Consider the following 19,062-nt stretch of genomic DNA (forward strand, 5'->3'; position numbering starts at 1 on the left):
CCTGACTTTATTTACCGTTCATAACGCCATTTAAAAACCATAAATCCTAACTCAGTAGGAAGTTGATTGAATAAATTCAATTTCTTCGAACCACTGGAATAGTCTCGTGATAAATAATCGCGCAAAGAAAGGCTTGAAAGCATTTTATAGTTCGTATAACTCTCTTTCCAAAGTTCTTCATTTTTCTGTGCCTTCCAATTCATCTGAAGCGTTAAGGATTTGTAATGAATCAAATACTTAAGAATTAAATTTTTCCGGGCCCTGTCCGTTTCCTTCTTATACTCATCATCGATGTACCGGCCGATGGTAAACCAATTATCAAAGTTTCGCTTATCACGGTTATGGATTACGGACTTATCATGTAAATAATAAGTGTAGGTAATATCCTTTTGAAAAGCCACTGAATTTATTTTTAAAGTGAGCTGAAAGGTCCAAAGTTCATCTTGGGCGAATAACCCGGGCACGAAGTAAATTTTTTCCTTCTGCAAATAACTTACAATAAATAGTTTATTGACCGCTGAACTCAATATTTTACCCTCCGCAAATGCTTCAAATACCTGCGCATTTCCGAAGATGGTTTCTAAGTGATTCAACTGGCCCATGCAGAAATGTTTATGTCCAGTTTTAAACTGCTCACATTCGATTTGCGAAACGACCATTTCTGCTCCGGTACGTTCTCCAACCTCTACCAGTTTCATGATGCAATCTGGCGTGATGGTATCATCACTGTCCAAAAAAAACAGATACCTTCCCTTTGCGGTATCAATCCCTTTGTTTCTTACAACTGATAAACCCGAATTTCTTTCTAAATGAATAATTTTCCATGTTTCAAGTTGGTGTTCTGCAATAAAATCCTCTGCAATCTGTACGCTTTTATCAGGAGTATTGTCATTGATCAAAGTCACTTCGATATTAGAGTAAGTCTGTGCCAGAACTGAATCCAGACATCTTTCCAGAAAATCGACACACTTATAAAGTGGTATGGATATGGTGACTAAAGGATTCATCAATTTCATTTTTTCAAAAATACTTAATAATTCGTAAATTCATATCTTTGAAATGTTGAAAAAAAAAGGAAACACCGGCAGATCTGCTGTATTTAAAAATTTTATATGTTATTCTCCATACTTGTAGCGCATTATAATAATTTTGAATATTTTAAAGATTTCTATAAAAGCGTTCTGAACCAAACCTATCAAAATTTCGAAATCATCATTGTTGATGATTACTCCACCGATAATTCTTTAGAAAAGATAAAAACGTATACCGCTGAAGATCCGAGAGTGAAAATTTTCGAAAATGAAACAAACAAAGGCGTTGGCTTTACGAAAAGAAAATGTGTAGAAATGGCCAGTGGCGAAATTTGCGGTTTCATAGATCCTGACGATGCTGTAACCGAAGACGCATTGGAATTAAGTATTAAAGGTTATCTGGCCAATCCCAAAATTGTAGGAACTTATTCACAAATCATGTTATGTGATAACATGCTTCGTCCACAAAAGGTGTACGCAAGAACCAAAAAGGTGATCAATGGAAAGCCACTTTTCTTTAACATTAATAATGAAATTTCCCATTTTTTCACTTTCCGGAAAGAATCCTACCTTAAAACCGCTGGCATCAATCCAAATCTTACAGCTTCTGAAGATTTTGATCTGTATTTAAAAATGTACGAAGTTGGTGATTTGGTTTATATCCCTAAACCCTTATATTTTTACAGATTACACGATAAAGGAATTTCCCAGAACAAATCCAAAACGGAAAAAGTTCACAAAAGCTGGAATGAGATGTTGAAGGAGGCTTGTAAAAGAAGGAATATTACAAAAATTGGAAATATTATTTTAACAGAAAATAGTGATTTATCAAAAATTATATTTGAAAAAGAAAACACATTTGCCGCTAAAGTGAAAAGAAAAATAACCGCGCTTTTACAGTGATCATTTTTCATTTTAACTTAAAGCAAATACCTGCCGTCCGGTATTGATTATCGCGTAAAAATGCACTTTTATTAATTATATTCGCATAAATATTCATCATCACAAATGATAACCATCCTCATCAAATCCTTTAACCGCCCGTTTTATCTGGACCGTTGTTTAGCCAGCATTCATCGATTTGTGAAGGGAAATTATAAAGTGAATATCCTGGATGATGGAACGCCAGAAAAATATTTGAATAAAATCAAAGCGAAATATCCAGAAGTCAACATTCAACGATCCGGGCAATATCATCAAAAAGTTAAGATCGTTCAAGAAAACTTAGAAACCGGAAAAGAAATAGATGGTTTTCAGATTCCCACTCAATTGTGGATCGATGCCGTAAAAAATGCGACCGATTTCGTTTTGGTCACCGAAGATGATGTTTGGTTTACAAAGCCAGTTGATCTTGAGGAAATAACCACTCAGATGAAAAATCATGAAATGGCTTTGGTAAAACTGGGCTGGCATGGAAATACAGATGCTTTTAAAGAACTGGATACATCGGCGATATCAGAACATTTAAACCGTTCCTATCCGAAGAAACTATTCACTTCCAACCGTTGGGTGATGGATTTGTTTATGCACAATAAATTCAAATTTTTCTCACTCCTTTATCGCTTGGGTTTAGTAGACCACCTTACCCAACAAAAATATTGGCAACTGAATTCTATTTTGATGGGAGTCTGGCAAAAAGACTATTGGTTATACGTTTGGAAAGACGTGCACGGAAGAGTCGACGAGAAAATGCAGTTGCGAAATGCGGCGGTTTGGTTTCATGAACATAAAAAGAATCTCAACATGGTTGCGATGATCCGGGAAGAATGTATGAAAACAACCTTTCAGTCATCGGCAACGAACTCTTACCACAAATCTGATTTTGATTTTGATGTCAATTACTTTAATCACTTAATAAACGAAGCTTGGCTTAATGAATCTTTTGATGTGATGCAAAATTTCCCGCAGGATTTCAGTTTAAGTTACTTTGAGAAATTTTTAGATAAGAAAATCAATATCGAAGAATTTCAAAAGTGGGTTGCACAATTTAAAGATTTATACCGAAGCTTAGGGGCGATCGTAGACTAAACCGAATGGAACAAAAGATACCTAAAAAGAAAATTTTATTTCGCCACCGTTCATTGGAGATGGGCGGAATCGAGAATGTATTGCTTGCCATTTTAAATCATCTGGATCAGTCAAAGTATGAAATTACTTTATTGTTAAATTATAAACAGGGCGATTTTCTGGATAGAGTTCCTGAAGGAATAAGGGTTTTGAGTATTGGAAAAGGCACCCAAAATTTCTCTAAAAACACAACTATCTATCTATTGCAAAAGAGTTCGCGAAGATTAAAGTATTTTCGGTTTCAAAAAAATCCAAAAGCATTTTACAGAAAACATCAACTTTTAAATTTAGATTTTGAAGTAGCATTCAGTCATTATATGTTTGATGATATTTTGAACAGTCCGAATCTGAAAAGTAAAAAGATATTTTGGTTTCATGGTGATTTAAGAAATTCCGGTTTTACCGTTGCAGAAAACAACCGGTTCGTGCAGCAAATGACGCAATTTGATACAGGTGTTTTTGTTTCTCACTTTTCTAAAAACAGTATCGAAAAGACTTGGGGCGTTGTTTTAAATAATTCACAGGTTATTTATAATCTAATGCCAATAAATGAAATCCTGGAAAAATCACAGCAGACTCAACAGGATTTCGGTAAAATTGATTTCGTTTCTGTTGGCAGATTGTTTCATCAAAAAGGTTTTAAGGATTTGCTGTCAGCACACATTCGTCTCATAAAAGAAGGATATCCTATTAAAACGTTGTTAATTGGTGAGGGAAATCAGCGAGTGGAATTAGAAAAAATAATTCAAGATAATAACGTGGCAGATAGTTTTATTTTGGGTGGCTATCAACAAAATCCCTATTTTTATATAAAAACAGCATCCAGTTTTATTTTACCATCTTATAGTGAAGGTTACGGCCTTGTAGTCGCAGAAGCACTGTTGCTGGACACTTACGTTTTATCTACCAATGTCGGAGGAATTCCTGAAATTATAGCATCTGAGGATAACGGGGCATTATTTTCACCTGGAGCTGAGAATGTTTACACCGCAATGAAAAAAGTTTTAAATGAGAAAAAGTCTATTACTGAGAACAGCAATTCTAAACAAAAAATTATCAAAAGAAATCAAAACACTTATGATCAATTAAATGATCTTTTTAAATAATCATAAGTTGCCCTATTCATAGTACTTATCACGAATTATTATTTAAATAAGTTCGGTTTTTCCCGTAAATATCCTAAAGTTTTCAATTTTCTCATCAAAGCATTTTCGTATTAATATTTTCGATGGCCATCTTGTAAGAATTTCATAAAGCGTACATTTAAACCTATGTTTTCCAAAATTTCCAAAGTATATTCTCACAAAAAAACTCAGTATATTTGCTATGGCAGCAAAAAACCAGCAGATGAATTTACTCTACCGAATTATTCTAAAAGTTGAAGACGTCTTTAAAAGACTTCGCGACAAAGCATACATCGAAATCTGCAAATCCCGCGGATTGAAAGTCGGAGAAGACGTAATTTTTATCGAAGCGCCAAAATTTGGGTCAGAACCGTATTTAATAGAAATCGGTAACCGCACAAAAATTACTGCAAACTGTACTTTCATCAATCACGATGGCGCAATGTATGTGATTCGTTCTATGGAAAAATACCGGGATGCCAGAAATTTCGGTCGGATAAAAATTGGCAAAAACTGTTTCATTGGAAATAACTGCACCATTCTTCCCGGTGTTGAAATGGGCGACAATTGTATTTTGGGAGCCGGTTCAGTTTTGAATTCATCAACTCCACCCAACTCGGTTTTTGCCGGAGTTCCTGCAAAATTCATTTGTACTGTTGAAGAATACGGCGATAAAGCCTTAAAAAACAACGTGATTTATCCGAGAGAACTGGAAAAAATCCGTCCAAATTTAGATGCTTATATTAAAGAAAATTTACCGCATACGTACAAACCAGTAAAATAATTCTGTGGTTGCAAAAAAGAAAATCCTCATCAGAATTGGCTCTCTCCGTCACGGTGGCGCAGAAAAAGTATTGGTGACTTTCCTGAAAAATCTGCCAAAAGATAAATATGAGATCGATCTTTTATTAAATTTATATTCGGGAAAATATCTCGCCGAAGTCCCAAGCTGGATTACTGTTTTGTATCTGAATAAAGGCGAAATGATTACCACCAACCGACTTCAGGATTTACCGGTGAAAGCATTCCGTGTTGCATATCAAAAGGTTTTGAAAAGGTTTCCAAAACTGCTTTACCAGTTTATTTTAAAAAAGAAAAAATACGATATTGAGTTTGCAGCCATCCATGGAATGCGGGACGAAATACTGAATTCACCCCTGAAATCTTCCAAAAAAATGATTTGGATTCATAATGATTTAAAGAAAACCGAATTCCATCATTATACCGATCAAGAAATCCGGAAGTTTTTCTCATTCGATAAAATAATGGTCATTTCCGAAAAAATACAGCACGATTTCGAAAATTTAGCGACGACAGCAAAAGAAAAACAGAAAATTGTAAGAATCTACAACCCACTGGATACAGAGGAAATTTTGGTAAAATCAGCAGTTGGAAGTTGGAAGCAGGAAGAAGAAACTGAAAAAAAAGCACCGGTTTTCCTTTCAGTCGGAACAGTTTTCCCTCAAAAAGGATTTGACCGGTTGCTGAAAGTTCACAAACGACTATTGGATGAAGGATTTAGCCACAAAATTCTCATTCTGGGCGATGGTTATGATTTTGAAAACATCAAAAAACTAAAAGAAGAACTAGGCGTTTGTGAAACCGCTACTCTTTTGGGGTTTACCGATAATCCTTATCCTTATTTTAAAGAGGCTGATTATTATATTTTAAGCTCGAGATATGAAGGTTTCCCGACGGTTTTGTTGGAAGCCATTACTTTAAAAAAGAAAATTATTGCGACAGACGTTTCCGGTGTCCGGGAGATGTTGGAAGACGGAAAACTCGGATTAATCGTAGAAAATTCAGAAGACGGAATTTATGAAGGTATGAAAAAAGCGCTTCAGAACCCTGAAGATTTTAAGGCGTATTCTGCACAACTGGAAAATTATGAAATGCCTTTCAACTTAGAAAATTCGGTCAATGCGATCATCAAAATTATGGATGAATTATAAATCTTTTATCTTTGTTCTAATGTCTGAAAAAACTACCCTTCAAAAAGATTTCTATCGCGAAAGCGGAAAATGGCTTTCTACATTTCAAATTTGGATGAAATGTTTCAGCCCCAATCTGCATTTTATTTATCTTTTAAGAACTACCCAAAAATATCCGAAAAATACTTTTTTAGGGAAAATCTGGCGTTTGATTTTAAGACATTATCAAATTAAATATGGCTTCCAAATCTATCCGGAAACCCAAATCGGCGAAGGATTATATCTTGGTCACTGGGGAACTTTGGTCATCAATCCGAAAGTGAAAATCGGCAAAAACTGCAATATTGCTCAAGGCGTTACGATTGCGCAGGCGAACCGCGGTAAAAATGAAGGCGTCCCCGAAATCGGAAACGAAGTCTGGATCGGTCCCAATGCTGTGATTGTTGGGAACATCAAAATCGGCAATAATGTTCTGATTGCTCCGAACGCTTATGTAAATTTCGATGTGCCAACAAACTCAGTTGTAATAGGAAATCCCGCCACTTTTTCAATGAAAGAAAACGCCACATCCGGCTATATCAATAACAAAATTTCCTAGAATTTTTCACCACAAGTCAATAATGGTGACCAAGCTATCCGCTTGCAGAGCGGTTTCTATACCATCATTTAAATAGAAATATGGTTTAAATGCTTAAGTACAACTGTACTTTGGCGCGTCATTTTGTGCAGAGAAATTCAGAGAAACTACAACCGCCAGGGCAACTAGTGGTTTGAAAAGCTTAAGATTCATGTGAGTGATTTTGATAATAGGTTTAAAAAAAACCCAACATTGTTACAAATGATGGGTTTAACTTATCTATTCCTTTGCTAACTAACTGCATTTATTGCAGAACTTAAGGTGGCGACTGAATAGTCCCCATATGTTTAAACGCATTTCCTAAAACTGCCGCAATGATAACGGTTCCCACTACAACCGAACCTCCAACATATAAAGCAGCTGTTTTAGCAGCTGAAAACTTTCGTTTTTTCGGGTTGGTAAATTCGCTATTTGCGATGGTAAACTGTTTACTGTTTTTTAAAACAACCAGCGAATCCTGCCTAATTTCAATAAGCTGTATTTTACTAATTCTTTTATGTTCATCTGTTATCTTATAAATCCCTCCACTTTCTGTTGGTATATTCTGAAAATTACGGTAAGAATAACAACTCGAAAGGGCTAGCAACACAACAACCAGGATAATTGACATTCTCATAATCATTTGATTTAAAATTTATTTTCTTTATAAAAAGCCTTTAACCACAAATAACAATGTTAAAACTACACAAAAACAACTTTAAAAAAGATATTTTATATGGTTATAAAACTTAAATTACCCTCCAAAACATTGCTAATTTGATTTTTTCGCTTTAATCATCGCCTCCAACATATCCCACATTTCCTGCGGAATTTCTTCGAGCATATTGAATTCTCCGGCTCCCTGCAACCATTCGCCACCATCGATGGTTACGACCTCACCGTTCATATAAGCGGAATAATCTGAAACCAGATAGGCCGCCAGATTCGCTAATTCCTGATGCTCTCCCACTCTTCTCAACGGAACTTTTTTGCGCATATCGAATTTTTCCTGCAAGTTTCCGGGCAGTAATCTATCCCAAGCGCCTTTGGTTGGAAATGGTCCTGGTGCAATAGCATTGAAACGGATTCCGTATTTGGCCCATTCTACCGCTAAACTTCTGGTCATAGCCAAAACCCCGGCTTTTGCACAAGCGGACGGAACAACGTACGCAGAACCTGTCCAGGCATAAGTTGTGACAATATTTAAAACGGTTCCCGGGATTTTGTTATCGATCCAGTATTTTCCGATGGAAAGGGTGCAGTTTTTTGTTCCTTTCAAAACAATATCCAAAATGGAATCGAATGCGGAGTGCGTTAACCGCTCGGTAGGTGAAATGAAATTTCCGGCCGCGTTATTTAAAAGAATATCGATTTGCCCGAATTCTTTCACAGCAGCATCTTTCATGGCTTCAACCTCCTCCCAGTTTCTGACGTCACACGCCACACACAATACTTTTCCGCCGGTTTCATCTTCGAGTTCTTTTGCAGTGGCCTGGAGTTTTTCTAAATTTCTTGATGTAATCACTACTTTGGCTCCTAACTGAAGGAAATATTTGGTCATTGCTTTTCCAAGTCCGCTTCCGCCGCCGGTTACGACTGCTACTTTATCTTTTAATGCATCTTCTTTGAGCATCGGCTGAGTGTATAAGTTCATAATTTTATTGTTTTTGTAAATTTAAGAGAAATTGCCGGAAGAAAGTTACGAACAATTATGCGGAGGATAAAAGGTTTTAGGCGCGAACGAAGCGGGCACCGAAAAGAATGTTGGTAAAGCGCTGTTAGAGCTTGAAGCTCTAACAGCGCTTTGCGAAATATCGAAAGTCGTGGAACGTAAACCTGGTTTTGGAAACGGGCTTTGAAAAACCGCGGAATCTGCGCCCCGGACTGAGTGGAGCTCTTTTTACAGGATTTTGGCGTTGGCATCAGCAAGGAAAAATCCTGTAAAAAAGCGGGAATCCTTCGACAGGCTCAGGATAAACTTAGGACGGAAAAAGGCGCCCAAAAAAAATAAAAAAAAACTGCTCCAATTTTGAAGCAGTTTTTAAGTTTATCAATTATTTAGTTCGTTTAATATCCAAAAAGGTCTTCGAGAGAAATTTTCTTTACTTCGCCCAGTTTCTCCATATCTTTTAAAGGAACTTTTTTCTCTGACGCTACGATGGCGTAGGTGTAAGGTTTCCCTGAAAAATGGGTCTGATGGAAATTCTTCAAATCCTGCATATTGATTTTATCTACAGAATCGTAGATTTTTTTTCTAGGATCTTCGGTCAAACCTAACTGTTGTGCCGCAAGATAATTGAAGATGATTTTGTCTTCGGTAATTCTTTCGGTCTGAATATCTTTTCTAACCTGAATTCTTGCCAAATCTAAATTGACAGGCAAATTAGGCATTGTGGTTAAAAGTTCGTTCATCGCCGTGGTCGCATCATTAAATTTATCAGCCTGGCTTCCGACATAACTCATCATATAATATTCCTGATCTTTTTTCTGTGGCTGCACATAAACACCGTAAGTACTGTAGGCCAATGCCTTGCTCTCTCTAATCGTCTGGAAAACAATGGAGCCCATTCCACCGCCAAAGTAATTGTTAAAGACTTTGATAATGGTATTTTTATTAGAGTCAAAATTTTCGGTATTTCTGATCCATCGTGTTTCTGCCTGAACCATTTCGTAATCGGTAAAGAGAACCTGGTTTTTGGTTTGTGCTGTTTGATTGAAAACTTTTGCAGGAGAAGCTACTGCAAACTTTGCAGGAATCTGATGTGCGGTTTTCAGTTTGTTTTCTAAATCTTTAATGGAAACCGGTCCATAATAAATCACGGTTTGCTCATAGTTATTCAGATTTTTAATTCTGTTGACCAACTCCGCAGAAGTTACAGAAGCCAAGTCGGAATCGGAAAGAACATTATTAAATTTATTGTCTTTCCCGTAAATAGCATAACTCGTTAAACCCTGAAGAATAGCACCTTTATTGGCTTTCACATCTTTTCTCGATTTTGCGATTCTTTCTTTTAATCCTTTTAATGCAGCATCGTCGGCTTTTACATTTTGAATTAAATCTTCATATAATTTCACTGCCTGATCGAAATTTTCCTGTAAACCTTCAATAGAAACCGTGGTATATTCTTCGCCTGTCGAAACATCGAAACTACACGCGATCTTGTAAAATGCTTTAGAAATTTCTTCGGCAGACATTTTATCGGTGCCCAAAAACTGAAGATACTGCGAGGCCAGCGGCTGTTTCAAATCGTTTAGAGAACCCAGTTTATAGCGGTATTTCAAACGGAAAATCTGATTGTCTTTATTGGGAACATACAATATTTCAGCTTTTCCTACTTTTGCTTTCTGAATATCTTTGTTATAATCTAAAAACACAGGCGCTGACGGAGAATTCGGCATATTTGCAACCTTTTTCACAAAATCAGACTGCAAATCCGCATTGGTTTCCACCGGTGTAATCTGTGGTTTTTCGATCTTAACGGTCTGAGTAGACTCGCCTTTTCTTTTCAAAATGGCGACATAATTTTCACCTAAATATTTGTTCGCAAAACCTACGATATCTGCTTTCGTAATCTTAGATAAATCATTCACATAAGCAACCTGATCTCTCCAGTTCAGTTCAGAAGTAAACGCATCCATCAAAGCACTAGCACGGTCGCCATATTTTTCTGATTCGTAGATTTTACCCTTTTTAATATTATTAATAATGGAAGTTATCAAACTGTCATCGAAGTTTCCTTTTTTCAGATTATCGATTTCACCCAAAACCAGAGTTTTCACTTCTTCCAGACTTTGTCCGTTGGTTGGTGCCGCATTCAGATATAGAATTCCGTAATCGATCAATGTAAATGTAGAAGCTGAAGCGCGCAACAGTTTCTGTTTTTTCACCAAGTTAAGATCCAATAAACCTGCTTTTCCGTTGGTTAAAATTTGCCCAACCAAATCGGCGATCAAAACATCTTTGTCTTTATTTCCCGGCAATCTGAAACCAATGGTTAAATTTTCGGCATCCGGACCGGTAATTTCTTTGACGATTGGTTTCGCAATCGGCGTTTCCGGAATGAAAGTGTATTTTGGAACTTCCTTAAATTTCATATTTGAAAAAGCTTTATCCACTTTCGCAATTACTTCATCTGGATTAAAATCTCCGGATAAAATCACACCCATATTATTGGGTACATAATAATTGTTGAAATATTTCCTGATTTCTACCAATGAAGGGTTTTTCAAATCTTCTACAGTCCCAATCGTGGTTTGCTGTCCGTAATTGTGATTTTTGAATAATTCAGAAAAAAGAGTTTCGAAAACTTTACTGCCATCGCTGTCTAAACTTCTGTTTTTCTCTTCATAAACCGCTTCCAATTCGGTATGGAAAATTCTTAAAACAGGATTTCGGAATCTCTCGCCCTGAACCGCCAGATATTTATCCAGAGAACTGCTCGGAACGTCATCGGTATATACGGTTTGTTCGAAACTCGTAAACGCGTTTGTTCCCTGCGCTCCCATGGAAGTCATCATTTTATCGTATTCATTCGCGATCGCAAATTTACTCGCAACACCGGAAACGGAATCGATTTTCTTATAGATTGCTTTTCTTTGATCCGCATCTTTGGTTTTGTTATATTGCTCATACAGCGCATCAATTTTATCCAACTGCGGTTTTTCTTTTGCCCAGTCCAGAGAACCGTATTTGTCAGTTCCTTTGAAAAGCATGTGTTCCAGATAATGCGCTAAACCGGTATTGGTTCGCGGATCGGTTTTACTTCCGGCTTTCACGGCAACGTACGCCTGAATTCGCGGATCTTTTTTTGTTGGACTTAAAACAACTGTCAAGCCATTTTTCAAGGTGTAAAATCTGGCATTCATGGGATCATTGGTCACGTATTTATACGTGTATCCGTTTCCTGATGCTTCTTTCCACTGAAACTGATTCTGTGCAAAAATCTGCATGGAAATCAGCAAAGCAGCAAGAACTAAAGTGAATTTTTTAAACATAGATTATATTTTATGAGATTAGACGAAATTATTTCCAAATTGTTTCAAGAATGTGTAAAATTATAGTAAAAAGTTTTTCGGAGTGACTATATTTAACAAACCTCAGGCTCAACTTTTTTCGGATTGAAAAGAATTACCTTTCAAAAAGCAATCTTTCGCCATGCTTTTCTCCAGAAACTTTTCCGTTTTCGAAAGCCAGAAATCCATTGACAAAAGTGTGCGTGATTCTGGAATGAAAAGTGGTTCCTTCAAAAGGACTCCATCCGCATTTGTATAAAATGTTTTCTTTGGAAACCGTGTAACTTTGGTTCAAATCAACCAAAACCAAATCAGCTTTATATCCTTCTTTAATAAATCCCCGCTTTTCAATCTGGAAAAGAATGGCCGGATTATGACACATCTTTTCGACGATTTTTTCTAAAGAAATTTTATCGTTTTTAAAGTTTTCGAGCATGAGATTTAAAGCGTGCTGTACCAAAGGTCCGCCGGAAGGTGCTTTTAAATATTTTTGCGATTTTTCCTCTAAAGTATGCGGCGCGTGATCGGTCGCAATCACATCAATTCTATCATCCAGAAGCGCTTCCCACAAACCGTCTTTATCTTTTTGAGTTTTTACCGCAGGATTCCATTTGATGAAATTTCCTTTGGTTTCGTAATCTTCATTAGTAAAAGTGAGATGATGAACACAAACTTCAGCCGTTATTTTTTTCTCTTTTAAAGGAATATCATTTCTAAATAGTTCGGTTTCTTTTGCCGTAGAAACATGGAAAATATGCAGTCTCGCTCCGGTTTTTTTTGCCAGCTCAACCGCTTTTGAGGAAGAAATAAAACACGCTTCTTCGCTTCGGATTAAATGATGGGCAGTTACAGGAATATCTTCGCCATATTTTTCTTTAAAGATTTCGGTATTTTTTCTGATGGTCGCTTCATCTTCGCAATGAACGGCGATCAGCATTTTCGTACTGCTGAATATCTTTTCTAAAGTTTCAGGATTATCAACCAACATATTTCCGGTGGATGAACCGAGGAATAATTTTATTCCCGCCACATTTCGCGGATTGGTTTTCAGAACTTCTTCCAAATTATCATTCGTTCCGCCCATTAAAAATGAATAATTGGCAAATGATTTTTCAGCGGCAATTTTATATTTATCTTCTAATAACTCTTGAGTTACCGCATTTGGAACGGTATTCGGCTGCTCCATAAAACTCGTAATTCCGCCCGTAATTGCGGCTCTGGATTCGCTTTCGATATCGCCTTTCCAGGTTAAACCCGGTTCGCGAAAATGCACCTGATCATCAATAATTCCCGGGAGAAGATATTTTCCAGAAGCTTCAATGATTTGATCCACGTTTTCTTCAGAAATATTTTTTCCGATTTTAGAAATCAAATCATTTTCGATGAGAATGTCACTTTCAAAAATTTGATTTTCATTGACGATTTTGGCGTTTTTAATTAAAATTTTCATTTTGCAGGAAGGGAGATTTAGTGGTTGGGGAAATTAAGATTCGTTTTCGGAAATCAGCTTCACAAATTTAATATTTAAAAACGATTAATAAATGCTTCCTCTTCATTTCAAATAAATTAAAATTATGGAAAGAATCAAAGCCACGAATTCACGAATATCTTTTATTTTATTCTTTATTCTTTATTCTTTATTCTTTATTCTTTAAATTAAAAATCGGTAATCCATTTAAACAAAGTAATATAGATTCGTGTATTCGTGGCAAAAAAACTTAATGCATTTAAGGCAATCCGAAATTTGAAATGTTTTCAGCTCAAATCTATTTAATTATATTTGCAGAAATTCATAAATTTTGTATAAAAAATTATTGGGACAAACTGCGATTTATGGTCTTAGTACTGTTATTATCAGATTATTCCCATTCATCATCAGTCCTTTTGTCACTCACGCATTTGGTCCGCAGTCATTGGCGCCGTTTATCGATTTTTATTCGGTGGCCGGAATCATCATTGTTTTGCTTTCTCACGGTATGGAAACTACGTTTTTCAGGTTTGCCGAAAAAGAGGACGATACGCAGAAATTAATTTCTACTTCTACGTTAAGTGTCGTCGGAGCCTCATTTTTATTTATGATTTTCTGTTATATTTTCCGGCAGGATTTAGCAATCGCCTTCAAAACACCAGATCAGATCAATCTTTTAACCATGATGCTTTTTGTGCTTGGTTTAGATGGACTTTCTACGATGCCATTTGTCATTTTAAGAAAAACAGGAAGGCCGAAAAAATTCGCTTTAATTAAAATTATCAATGGAATTATCAATTTTTTATTGGTTTTATTCTTCATCGTGATTTTACCAAAACTTGGCGAGAATGGAATTTTGGGCTTCAGTTATAATAAAAACTTTGGAATTGGTTATGTTTTCGTAGCAAATTTGGTTGCGAGTGCGGTTACTTTTCTTCTTCTTTTTCAGGAAATTAAAGCGGTTCGAATTGCTTCTTTCAGTTGGAATCTTTGGAAAAAAATGATGGCATATTCCTGGCCAATTACGATTGCCGGTTTAGCGGGAGTGATTAATGAAACGATGGATCGCCAGTTTTTGAAATACCTTTTACCGGACGGAACCAACACCGAACAAATGGCAATTTACGGAGCAGTTTGTAAAATCGTAACTTTCCTTACCTTGTTCCGGCAAGCGTATCTTTTGGGAATTGAACCTTTCTTTTTTTCCCATGCTAAAAATGAAAACTCAGGACAAGCTTATGCGAAACTGATGGATATGTTCGTTATTGTAAACTGCATTATTCTGCTGGCTTTGTGCGTTAATTTAGATTGGCTTGCGAAATTATATCTCGCAAATCCTGCTTATAATGCAGGAATATCAATTGTGCCAATTGTTTTGATTGCCGCTGTTTTTCTGGGGATTTATCTGAACATGTCAGTTTGGTATAAACTTTCTGACAAGACAATTTTTGGTGCTTATATTTCGGTTTTAGGAGCCGCCGTAACAGTTGCGGTGAATGTGTATTTTATCCCGTCTTACGGATATTGGGCTTCAACATGGGGAACTTTTTTAAGCTATTTCTCGATGATGACGGTCTCGTATTTCCTTGGTCAATATTTTTATCCGATTCCTTATCACATGAAAAAAATAATGGGATATTTGAGTTTAAGCATTTTCTTCTCTCTTCTCTCTTATTATGTACTCGGCGGCAATTTACTCATAGGAAATTCATTATTATTAGTATTTTTAGCCATTGTTTTTTATGTGGAAAAAGAAACTTTAAAAAAAATAAGAAAAGCTTAATATGAAAATAAAAATCATCAATAAATCACAACATCCTTTACCAAAATACCAGACAGCACTTTCTGCGGGAATGGATCTGTACGCTAATTTGGAAGAAGGCATCACTTTAAAATCGTTAGAAAGAAAGTTAATTCCCACCGGACTGTTTCTGGAACTCAGCGAAGGTTTTGAAGCACAGATCAGACCGAGAAGTGGATTATCTATAAAAAATGGAATTACGGTATTGAATGCGCCCGGAACCATCGACGCGGATTACCGCGGAGAAATTGGGGTTATTTTAGTAAATTTGTCAACCGAAGATTTCAAAATAAATAATGGTGACCGGATTGCTCAAATGGTAATTGCCAAATATGAAACCGCAGAATGGCAGGAAGTTGCTGAAATCAGTGAAACCGATCGTGGAGCTGGAGGATTCGGAAGTACCCAATTATAAATAATTAAAAAAGTCTCTTTCTATAAATTGATTTCAATCATAAAAAATCAGACAAAAAAAACATACAAACTATGAAAATTATCGTTCCTATGGCTGGTCGTGGTTCCAGATTAAGACCACATACTTTAACCGTTCCGAAACCATTAATCCCAATTGCAGGCAAGCCCATTGTTCAACGTTTGGTTGAAGATATTACAAAAGTAGCCGGCGAAAAAATCGACGAAATCGCTTTTATCATTGGAGATTTCGGAGCAGAAGTTGAAGCATCTTTAATTCAGATTGCAGAAAGTCTAGGAGCAAAAGGAACCGTTTACACGCAAGATGAACCACTGGGAACGGCGCACGCAATTAAATGTGCGGAACAGTCAATGCAGGGCAATGTAGTCGTTGCTTTTGCGGACACTTTGTTTAAAGCAGATTTCAAATTAGATAAAAATTCAGATGGTGTAATTTGGGTGAAAAAAGTAGAAGATCCTTCTGCATTTGGCGTCGTAAAATTAGACGATTACGGGTTCATTACTGATTTCGTAGAAAAACCGACAACATATGTTTCGGATCTGGCCATTATTGGAATTTATTATTTCAATTCTGCTGAAAAACTTATGAGCGAAATTAATTATATCATGGATAATGATATTAAACAGGGCGGTGAATATCAACTGACAACCGCTTTAGAAAATCTTCGCCAAAAAGGAGCAAAGTTTTCATTAGGCAAAGTTGATGACTGGATGGATTGCGGAAATAAAAATGCAACCGTGGATACCAATGGAAAAGTTTTGGAATACGAAAGAGAAAATGTTTCGCAATTTCCTGCTTCTGCAAAAATTGACAACTGTATGATTATCCCACCGTGTTTCATCGGTGAAAATGTAGAAATCTCCAACTCCAAAATTGGACCGAGGGTTTCTATAGGAAACAACACGAAGATTATCAACTCGAATATTGACAATTCTCTGATTCAGGAAAACACCATGATCGACCACGGAAATCTAAGCAATTCTATGATCGGAAATTCGGCAGAATACTATGGTGTTGCCCGCGAGATCTCTTTGGGAGACTTTTCTGTTCTGGATTTTCTTTCGAACCATAAAAATCTTTAAACCATATCAAACTGATTCGCCATCAGCCACACGAAACAATTTGTGTGGTTTGGCGTTAATATTGTAAACTTTCCCGAAAGTTTAAATAAAATTCAAATGAAAAAATACATCCTTGCATCTGCATTCATGATCACGCTGATTTCCTGTAAAACAAAAATGGCTGTTGAAAATCCAATCAGCACCACTGCGCCGGTTGCTTCAAGCGCTAATTTTTTCAGCAAAATTAATGAAAAGACAGATTTTCAGCAATTGAAAATCAACTCCCGGATTATCGCAGAAACAGGTAAATTTATTCCTCCATTAGACGCGACCATTTATATTGAAAAAGATCAAAAAGTTTGGATCAATATGGTTGCAATATTTTTAAATGTAGGAAGAGCAATTGCAACTCCTCAAGGAATCAAAGGATATGAAAAATGGAACAAGACCTATATTGAATCCGATTTTTCTTACTTAAATTCACTGTTGAATGTTAATTTCATCGATTATGGTGCTTTACAGAATCTACTGTTAGGTAAAACTTTTATTCCCGTTACCGACAAAGACTTTAAACTTACCAAAAACGCACAAGGTTACCTTTTGACTTCTGAGAAAAATCTAAGCTTCCAGACCAATGGGAAGATTTCGCAATATTCGGCTGCATTGACTTATAATAACGAAATGGACTTGGAGAATGTTTCTTTGCAAAAAATAGACGCACCGGATCAACTCGAAGTTTCCTATTCTAACTGGGAGAATTTTGAAAACATGAAACTTCCAAAAAATGTTAAAATAATAATAAAAGGGTCAAAAAACAGCCAGATCTTACTGGAAAATACGAAATTTGAGAGTTTGAAAATGGAAGCACCTTATTCCGTTCCCAATAATTATACGAAAACTGAGATTAAATGATCAAAAGAATAAGCTTTTTAATAGGAATTTTTCTGTTCGCTTTTTTTTCTGGGCAGAAAAAAGAACAACTTCAAAAGCAAAATGCGGAACTTAAAAAACAAATTTCGTCCATCAATGCCAACTTGGCAAAAACCCAACAACAATCAAAACTTTCCGTTGTTTACTTAAACGAAGTCGAAAAGAAAATTGGACTTCGCGAAAAAGTATATACCAACACCCAAAAGGAAAAACGATTGATTGAGGATGAAATTTACCTTCGCCAATTAGAAATTAACCGCCAAAATCGGGAACTTGCGGTATTGAGAAAAAACTATGCAGAAGTTCTCGTTAAAGCCTATAAAAATAAAGGGGCACAAAATAAAGTAACTTTTATTTTATCCTCTAAAAATTTAGGCGAAGCGCTCAGAAGAATTCAATATTTAAAAGATTACTCAGATTATCAGGATAAAAAAGCGGCAGAAATTTCCACTGCAGCTAAGGTTCTTCAGGAGAACATCACCTTAAAACAGAAATCTGTAAAGGACAAAGAAATGATTCTTACCAATCAGCAAAAAGATTTGTTGACCATTGAAGCTGAGAAAAAAACAAAACAGTCGCTCTTAGAAGAATTTAAGAAAAACGAAGTTCAGCTTACCGCTGAACTGAAACAAAAGCAGGCCGAATCTAAACAGCTGGAAGGTCAGATCCGATCAATTATTGCCGATGAGATAAGAATTGCAAAAGCAAAAGAAGAGGAAAACAGAAAGGCAGAAGCTGAAAAAATACGGGTAGCAAAAATCGCTGCTGAAAAAGAAAAGGCAAAAATCGAAGCGGAGAACAAAGCACGAATGGAAGCCTTGGCTTTGGAAAAAAAGAAAGCAGATGAAGAAGCAAGAAAACTGAAAGAAATCTCTGAAAGAAAAGCAGCAGACGAAGCAGAAAAAGCAAAACTAGCCGCTTTGGCTGATGCAAAAAAAACAGAGGATTCTAAAAAAGCAGCGGATGCGGAAAAAGCAGAAGCAAGAAGATTGGCCGCAGCAAAAGACGCTGCCGAAGCTGCAGCAAACGCAAAAGCCGCTGCCGACAGAGCATCTACTGCCAGAGCAGCAGAAGCGACTATGGTGAAGAAAAACGATGATGAAAAGAAAGCGGCAGAAACAAAAGTAATGACTAATTATGGGGTTACAACAGCCGTAGGAAATAACTTTGCCGCGAACCGCGGAAAAATGGGAATGCCCGCCTATGGCACTATCACCCACCGTTTCGGAAGACAGCCTCACCCCGTTTTTAAAAATATTGTAGAAGAAAACAACGGTATCAAGATTGCTGTATCAAAAGGAACAGTTGCAAAATGTGTAGCTCCCGGAACCGTTTCCCGTGTGGTGGCGTCTGCAGACGGATCCAAAACCGTCATTGTCAAACATGGTGATTACTTTACCATCTATGCAAACCTCTCCAGCACAATGGCTTCGGCAAACCAGCAAGTCTCTGCAGGAACATCTATCGGGGTAATCGGCGAAGATTTCGACGGCAGTTATACCTTAGATTTCCAGATATGGAATGGCAGCAGTCCGGTTGATCCCTTAGGTTGGGTGAATTAAAAAAATAATATAACTTTGTACAAAA

General features: G+C 36.6%; 16 protein-coding genes. 11 read left to right on the forward strand and 5 right to left on the reverse strand.

Going from position 1 to position 19,062, the window contains the following annotated elements; translation table 11 throughout:
• Positions 1-11: 11 nt before the first annotated feature.
• The gene (locus QGN23_RS08685; RefSeq protein ID WP_282903936.1) at positions 12-1,007 is read right to left on the reverse strand and encodes a glycosyltransferase family 2 protein; all 996 of its coding nucleotides are present in this window, start codon (positions 1,005-1,007) and stop codon (positions 12-14) included.
• A gap of 105 nt (positions 1,008-1,112) precedes the next feature.
• Between QGN23_RS08685 and QGN23_RS08690 the strand changes: the two genes are divergently transcribed.
• The 6 genes from QGN23_RS08690 to QGN23_RS08715 all read left to right on the forward strand — a co-directional run bounded on the left by QGN23_RS08690 (position 1,113) and on the right by QGN23_RS08715 (position 6,751).
• Positions 1,113-1,934, forward strand: a complete 822-nt coding sequence (locus tag QGN23_RS08690) for a glycosyltransferase family 2 protein (protein WP_282903937.1) — start codon at positions 1,113-1,115, stop codon at positions 1,932-1,934.
• A gap of 105 nt (positions 1,935-2,039) precedes the next feature.
• The gene (locus tag QGN23_RS08695) at positions 2,040-3,059 is read left to right on the forward strand and encodes a glycosyltransferase family protein (protein WP_282903938.1); all 1,020 of its coding nucleotides are present in this window, start codon (positions 2,040-2,042) and stop codon (positions 3,057-3,059) included.
• 5 nt (positions 3,060-3,064) lie between these two features.
• Positions 3,065-4,204: a glycosyltransferase gene (locus tag QGN23_RS08700; protein ID WP_282903939.1), complete on the forward strand. Its 1,140-nt coding sequence runs from the start codon at positions 3,065-3,067 to the stop codon at positions 4,202-4,204.
• A gap of 241 nt (positions 4,205-4,445) precedes the next feature.
• Complete coding sequence (locus QGN23_RS08705; RefSeq protein ID WP_282903940.1) at positions 4,446-5,006, forward strand: acyltransferase; 561 nt, start codon at positions 4,446-4,448, stop codon at positions 5,004-5,006.
• A gap of 4 nt (positions 5,007-5,010) precedes the next feature.
• The gene (locus QGN23_RS08710) at positions 5,011-6,174 is read left to right on the forward strand and encodes a glycosyltransferase (protein ID WP_282903941.1); all 1,164 of its coding nucleotides are present in this window, start codon (positions 5,011-5,013) and stop codon (positions 6,172-6,174) included.
• Positions 6,164-6,751, forward strand: a complete 588-nt coding sequence (locus QGN23_RS08715) for a serine acetyltransferase (protein WP_282903942.1) — start codon at positions 6,164-6,166, stop codon at positions 6,749-6,751. Before QGN23_RS08710 ends, QGN23_RS08715 begins: the two co-directional genes overlap by 11 nt.
• A gap of 295 nt (positions 6,752-7,046) precedes the next feature.
• Here the strand turns inward: QGN23_RS08715 and QGN23_RS08720 are convergent, their stop codons facing one another.
• The 4 genes from QGN23_RS08720 to QGN23_RS08735 form a co-directional block, all read right to left on the reverse strand.
• Complete coding sequence (locus QGN23_RS08720; protein WP_133438989.1) at positions 7,047-7,400, reverse strand: hypothetical protein; 354 nt, start codon at positions 7,398-7,400, stop codon at positions 7,047-7,049.
• Between the two features lie 141 nt (positions 7,401-7,541).
• Complete coding sequence (locus tag QGN23_RS08725; protein WP_282903943.1) at positions 7,542-8,423, reverse strand: SDR family oxidoreductase; 882 nt, start codon at positions 8,421-8,423, stop codon at positions 7,542-7,544.
• A 413-nt stretch (positions 8,424-8,836) separates the two neighbouring features.
• On the reverse strand, positions 8,837-11,764 hold the full coding sequence (locus tag QGN23_RS08730) for a M16 family metallopeptidase (protein ID WP_282903944.1): 2,928 nt from the start codon (positions 11,762-11,764) through the stop codon (positions 8,837-8,839).
• A gap of 133 nt (positions 11,765-11,897) precedes the next feature.
• Positions 11,898-13,232 (reverse strand): dihydroorotase, encoded by a 1,335-nt coding sequence (locus QGN23_RS08735; RefSeq protein WP_282903945.1) that lies wholly within the window; start codon positions 13,230-13,232, stop codon positions 11,898-11,900.
• Positions 13,233-13,581: 349 nt separating this feature from the next.
• Between QGN23_RS08735 and QGN23_RS08740 the strand changes: the two genes are divergently transcribed.
• The 5 genes from QGN23_RS08740 to QGN23_RS08760 all read left to right on the forward strand — a co-directional run bounded on the left by QGN23_RS08740 (position 13,582) and on the right by QGN23_RS08760 (position 19,037).
• Complete coding sequence (locus QGN23_RS08740) at positions 13,582-15,033, forward strand: lipopolysaccharide biosynthesis protein (RefSeq protein ID WP_282903946.1); 1,452 nt, start codon at positions 13,582-13,584, stop codon at positions 15,031-15,033.
• Between the two features lies 1 nt (position 15,034).
• The gene (gene dut / locus QGN23_RS08745) at positions 15,035-15,466 is read left to right on the forward strand and encodes a dUTP diphosphatase (RefSeq protein ID WP_282903947.1); all 432 of its coding nucleotides are present in this window, start codon (positions 15,035-15,037) and stop codon (positions 15,464-15,466) included.
• Positions 15,467-15,537: 71 nt separating this feature from the next.
• Positions 15,538-16,566 carry a sugar phosphate nucleotidyltransferase gene (locus QGN23_RS08750; protein ID WP_282903948.1) on the forward strand — a complete coding sequence of 343 codons (1,029 nt, stop codon included), beginning with the start codon at positions 15,538-15,540 and terminating at the stop codon, positions 16,564-16,566.
• A 96-nt stretch (positions 16,567-16,662) separates the two neighbouring features.
• Positions 16,663-17,457 (forward strand): DUF4292 domain-containing protein, encoded by a 795-nt coding sequence (locus tag QGN23_RS08755; RefSeq protein ID WP_282903949.1) that lies wholly within the window; start codon positions 16,663-16,665, stop codon positions 17,455-17,457.
• Positions 17,454-19,037 carry a peptidoglycan DD-metalloendopeptidase family protein gene (locus QGN23_RS08760; RefSeq protein WP_282903950.1) on the forward strand — a complete coding sequence of 528 codons (1,584 nt, stop codon included), beginning with the start codon at positions 17,454-17,456 and terminating at the stop codon, positions 19,035-19,037. Before QGN23_RS08755 ends, QGN23_RS08760 begins: the two co-directional genes overlap by 4 nt.
• Positions 19,038-19,062 lie beyond the last annotated feature (25 nt).

The organism is Chryseobacterium gotjawalense (assembly GCF_030012525.1).
Classification (GTDB): domain Bacteria; phylum Bacteroidota; class Bacteroidia; order Flavobacteriales; family Weeksellaceae; genus Kaistella; species Kaistella gotjawalense.

What these genes read in the sequence shown, in the direction of transcription:
- QGN23_RS08705 (WP_282903940.1), top strand. Translation starts at nt 4,446, where the DNA reads ATGAATTTACTCTACCGAATTATTCTAAAAGTTGAAGACGTCTTTAAA.
- QGN23_RS08700 (WP_282903939.1), top strand. Translation starts at nt 3,065, where the DNA reads ATGGAACAAAAGATACCTAAAAAGAAAATTTTATTTCGCCACCGTTCA.
- QGN23_RS08725 (WP_282903943.1), bottom strand. Translation starts at nt 8,423, where the DNA reads ATGAACTTATACACTCAGCCGATGCTCAAAGAAGATGCATTAAAAGAT.
- QGN23_RS08695 (WP_282903938.1), top strand. Translation starts at nt 2,040, where the DNA reads ATGATAACCATCCTCATCAAATCCTTTAACCGCCCGTTTTATCTGGAC.
- QGN23_RS08685 (WP_282903936.1), bottom strand. Translation starts at nt 1,007, where the DNA reads ATGAATCCTTTAGTCACCATATCCATACCACTTTATAAGTGTGTCGAT.
- QGN23_RS08735 (WP_282903945.1), bottom strand. Translation starts at nt 13,232, where the DNA reads ATGAAAATTTTAATTAAAAACGCCAAAATCGTCAATGAAAATCAAATT.
- QGN23_RS08720 (WP_133438989.1), bottom strand. Translation starts at nt 7,400, where the DNA reads ATGTCAATTATCCTGGTTGTTGTGTTGCTAGCCCTTTCGAGTTGTTAT.
- QGN23_RS08690 (WP_282903937.1), top strand. Translation starts at nt 1,113, where the DNA reads ATGTTATTCTCCATACTTGTAGCGCATTATAATAATTTTGAATATTTT.
- QGN23_RS08760 (WP_282903950.1), top strand. Translation starts at nt 17,454, where the DNA reads ATGATCAAAAGAATAAGCTTTTTAATAGGAATTTTTCTGTTCGCTTTT.
- dut (WP_282903947.1), top strand. Translation starts at nt 15,035, where the DNA reads ATGAAAATAAAAATCATCAATAAATCACAACATCCTTTACCAAAATAC.
- QGN23_RS08750 (WP_282903948.1), top strand. Translation starts at nt 15,538, where the DNA reads ATGAAAATTATCGTTCCTATGGCTGGTCGTGGTTCCAGATTAAGACCA.
- QGN23_RS08730 (WP_282903944.1), bottom strand. Translation starts at nt 11,764, where the DNA reads ATGTTTAAAAAATTCACTTTAGTTCTTGCTGCTTTGCTGATTTCCATG.
- QGN23_RS08755 (WP_282903949.1), top strand. Translation starts at nt 16,663, where the DNA reads ATGAAAAAATACATCCTTGCATCTGCATTCATGATCACGCTGATTTCC.
- QGN23_RS08715 (WP_282903942.1), top strand. Translation starts at nt 6,164, where the DNA reads ATGAATTATAAATCTTTTATCTTTGTTCTAATGTCTGAAAAAACTACC.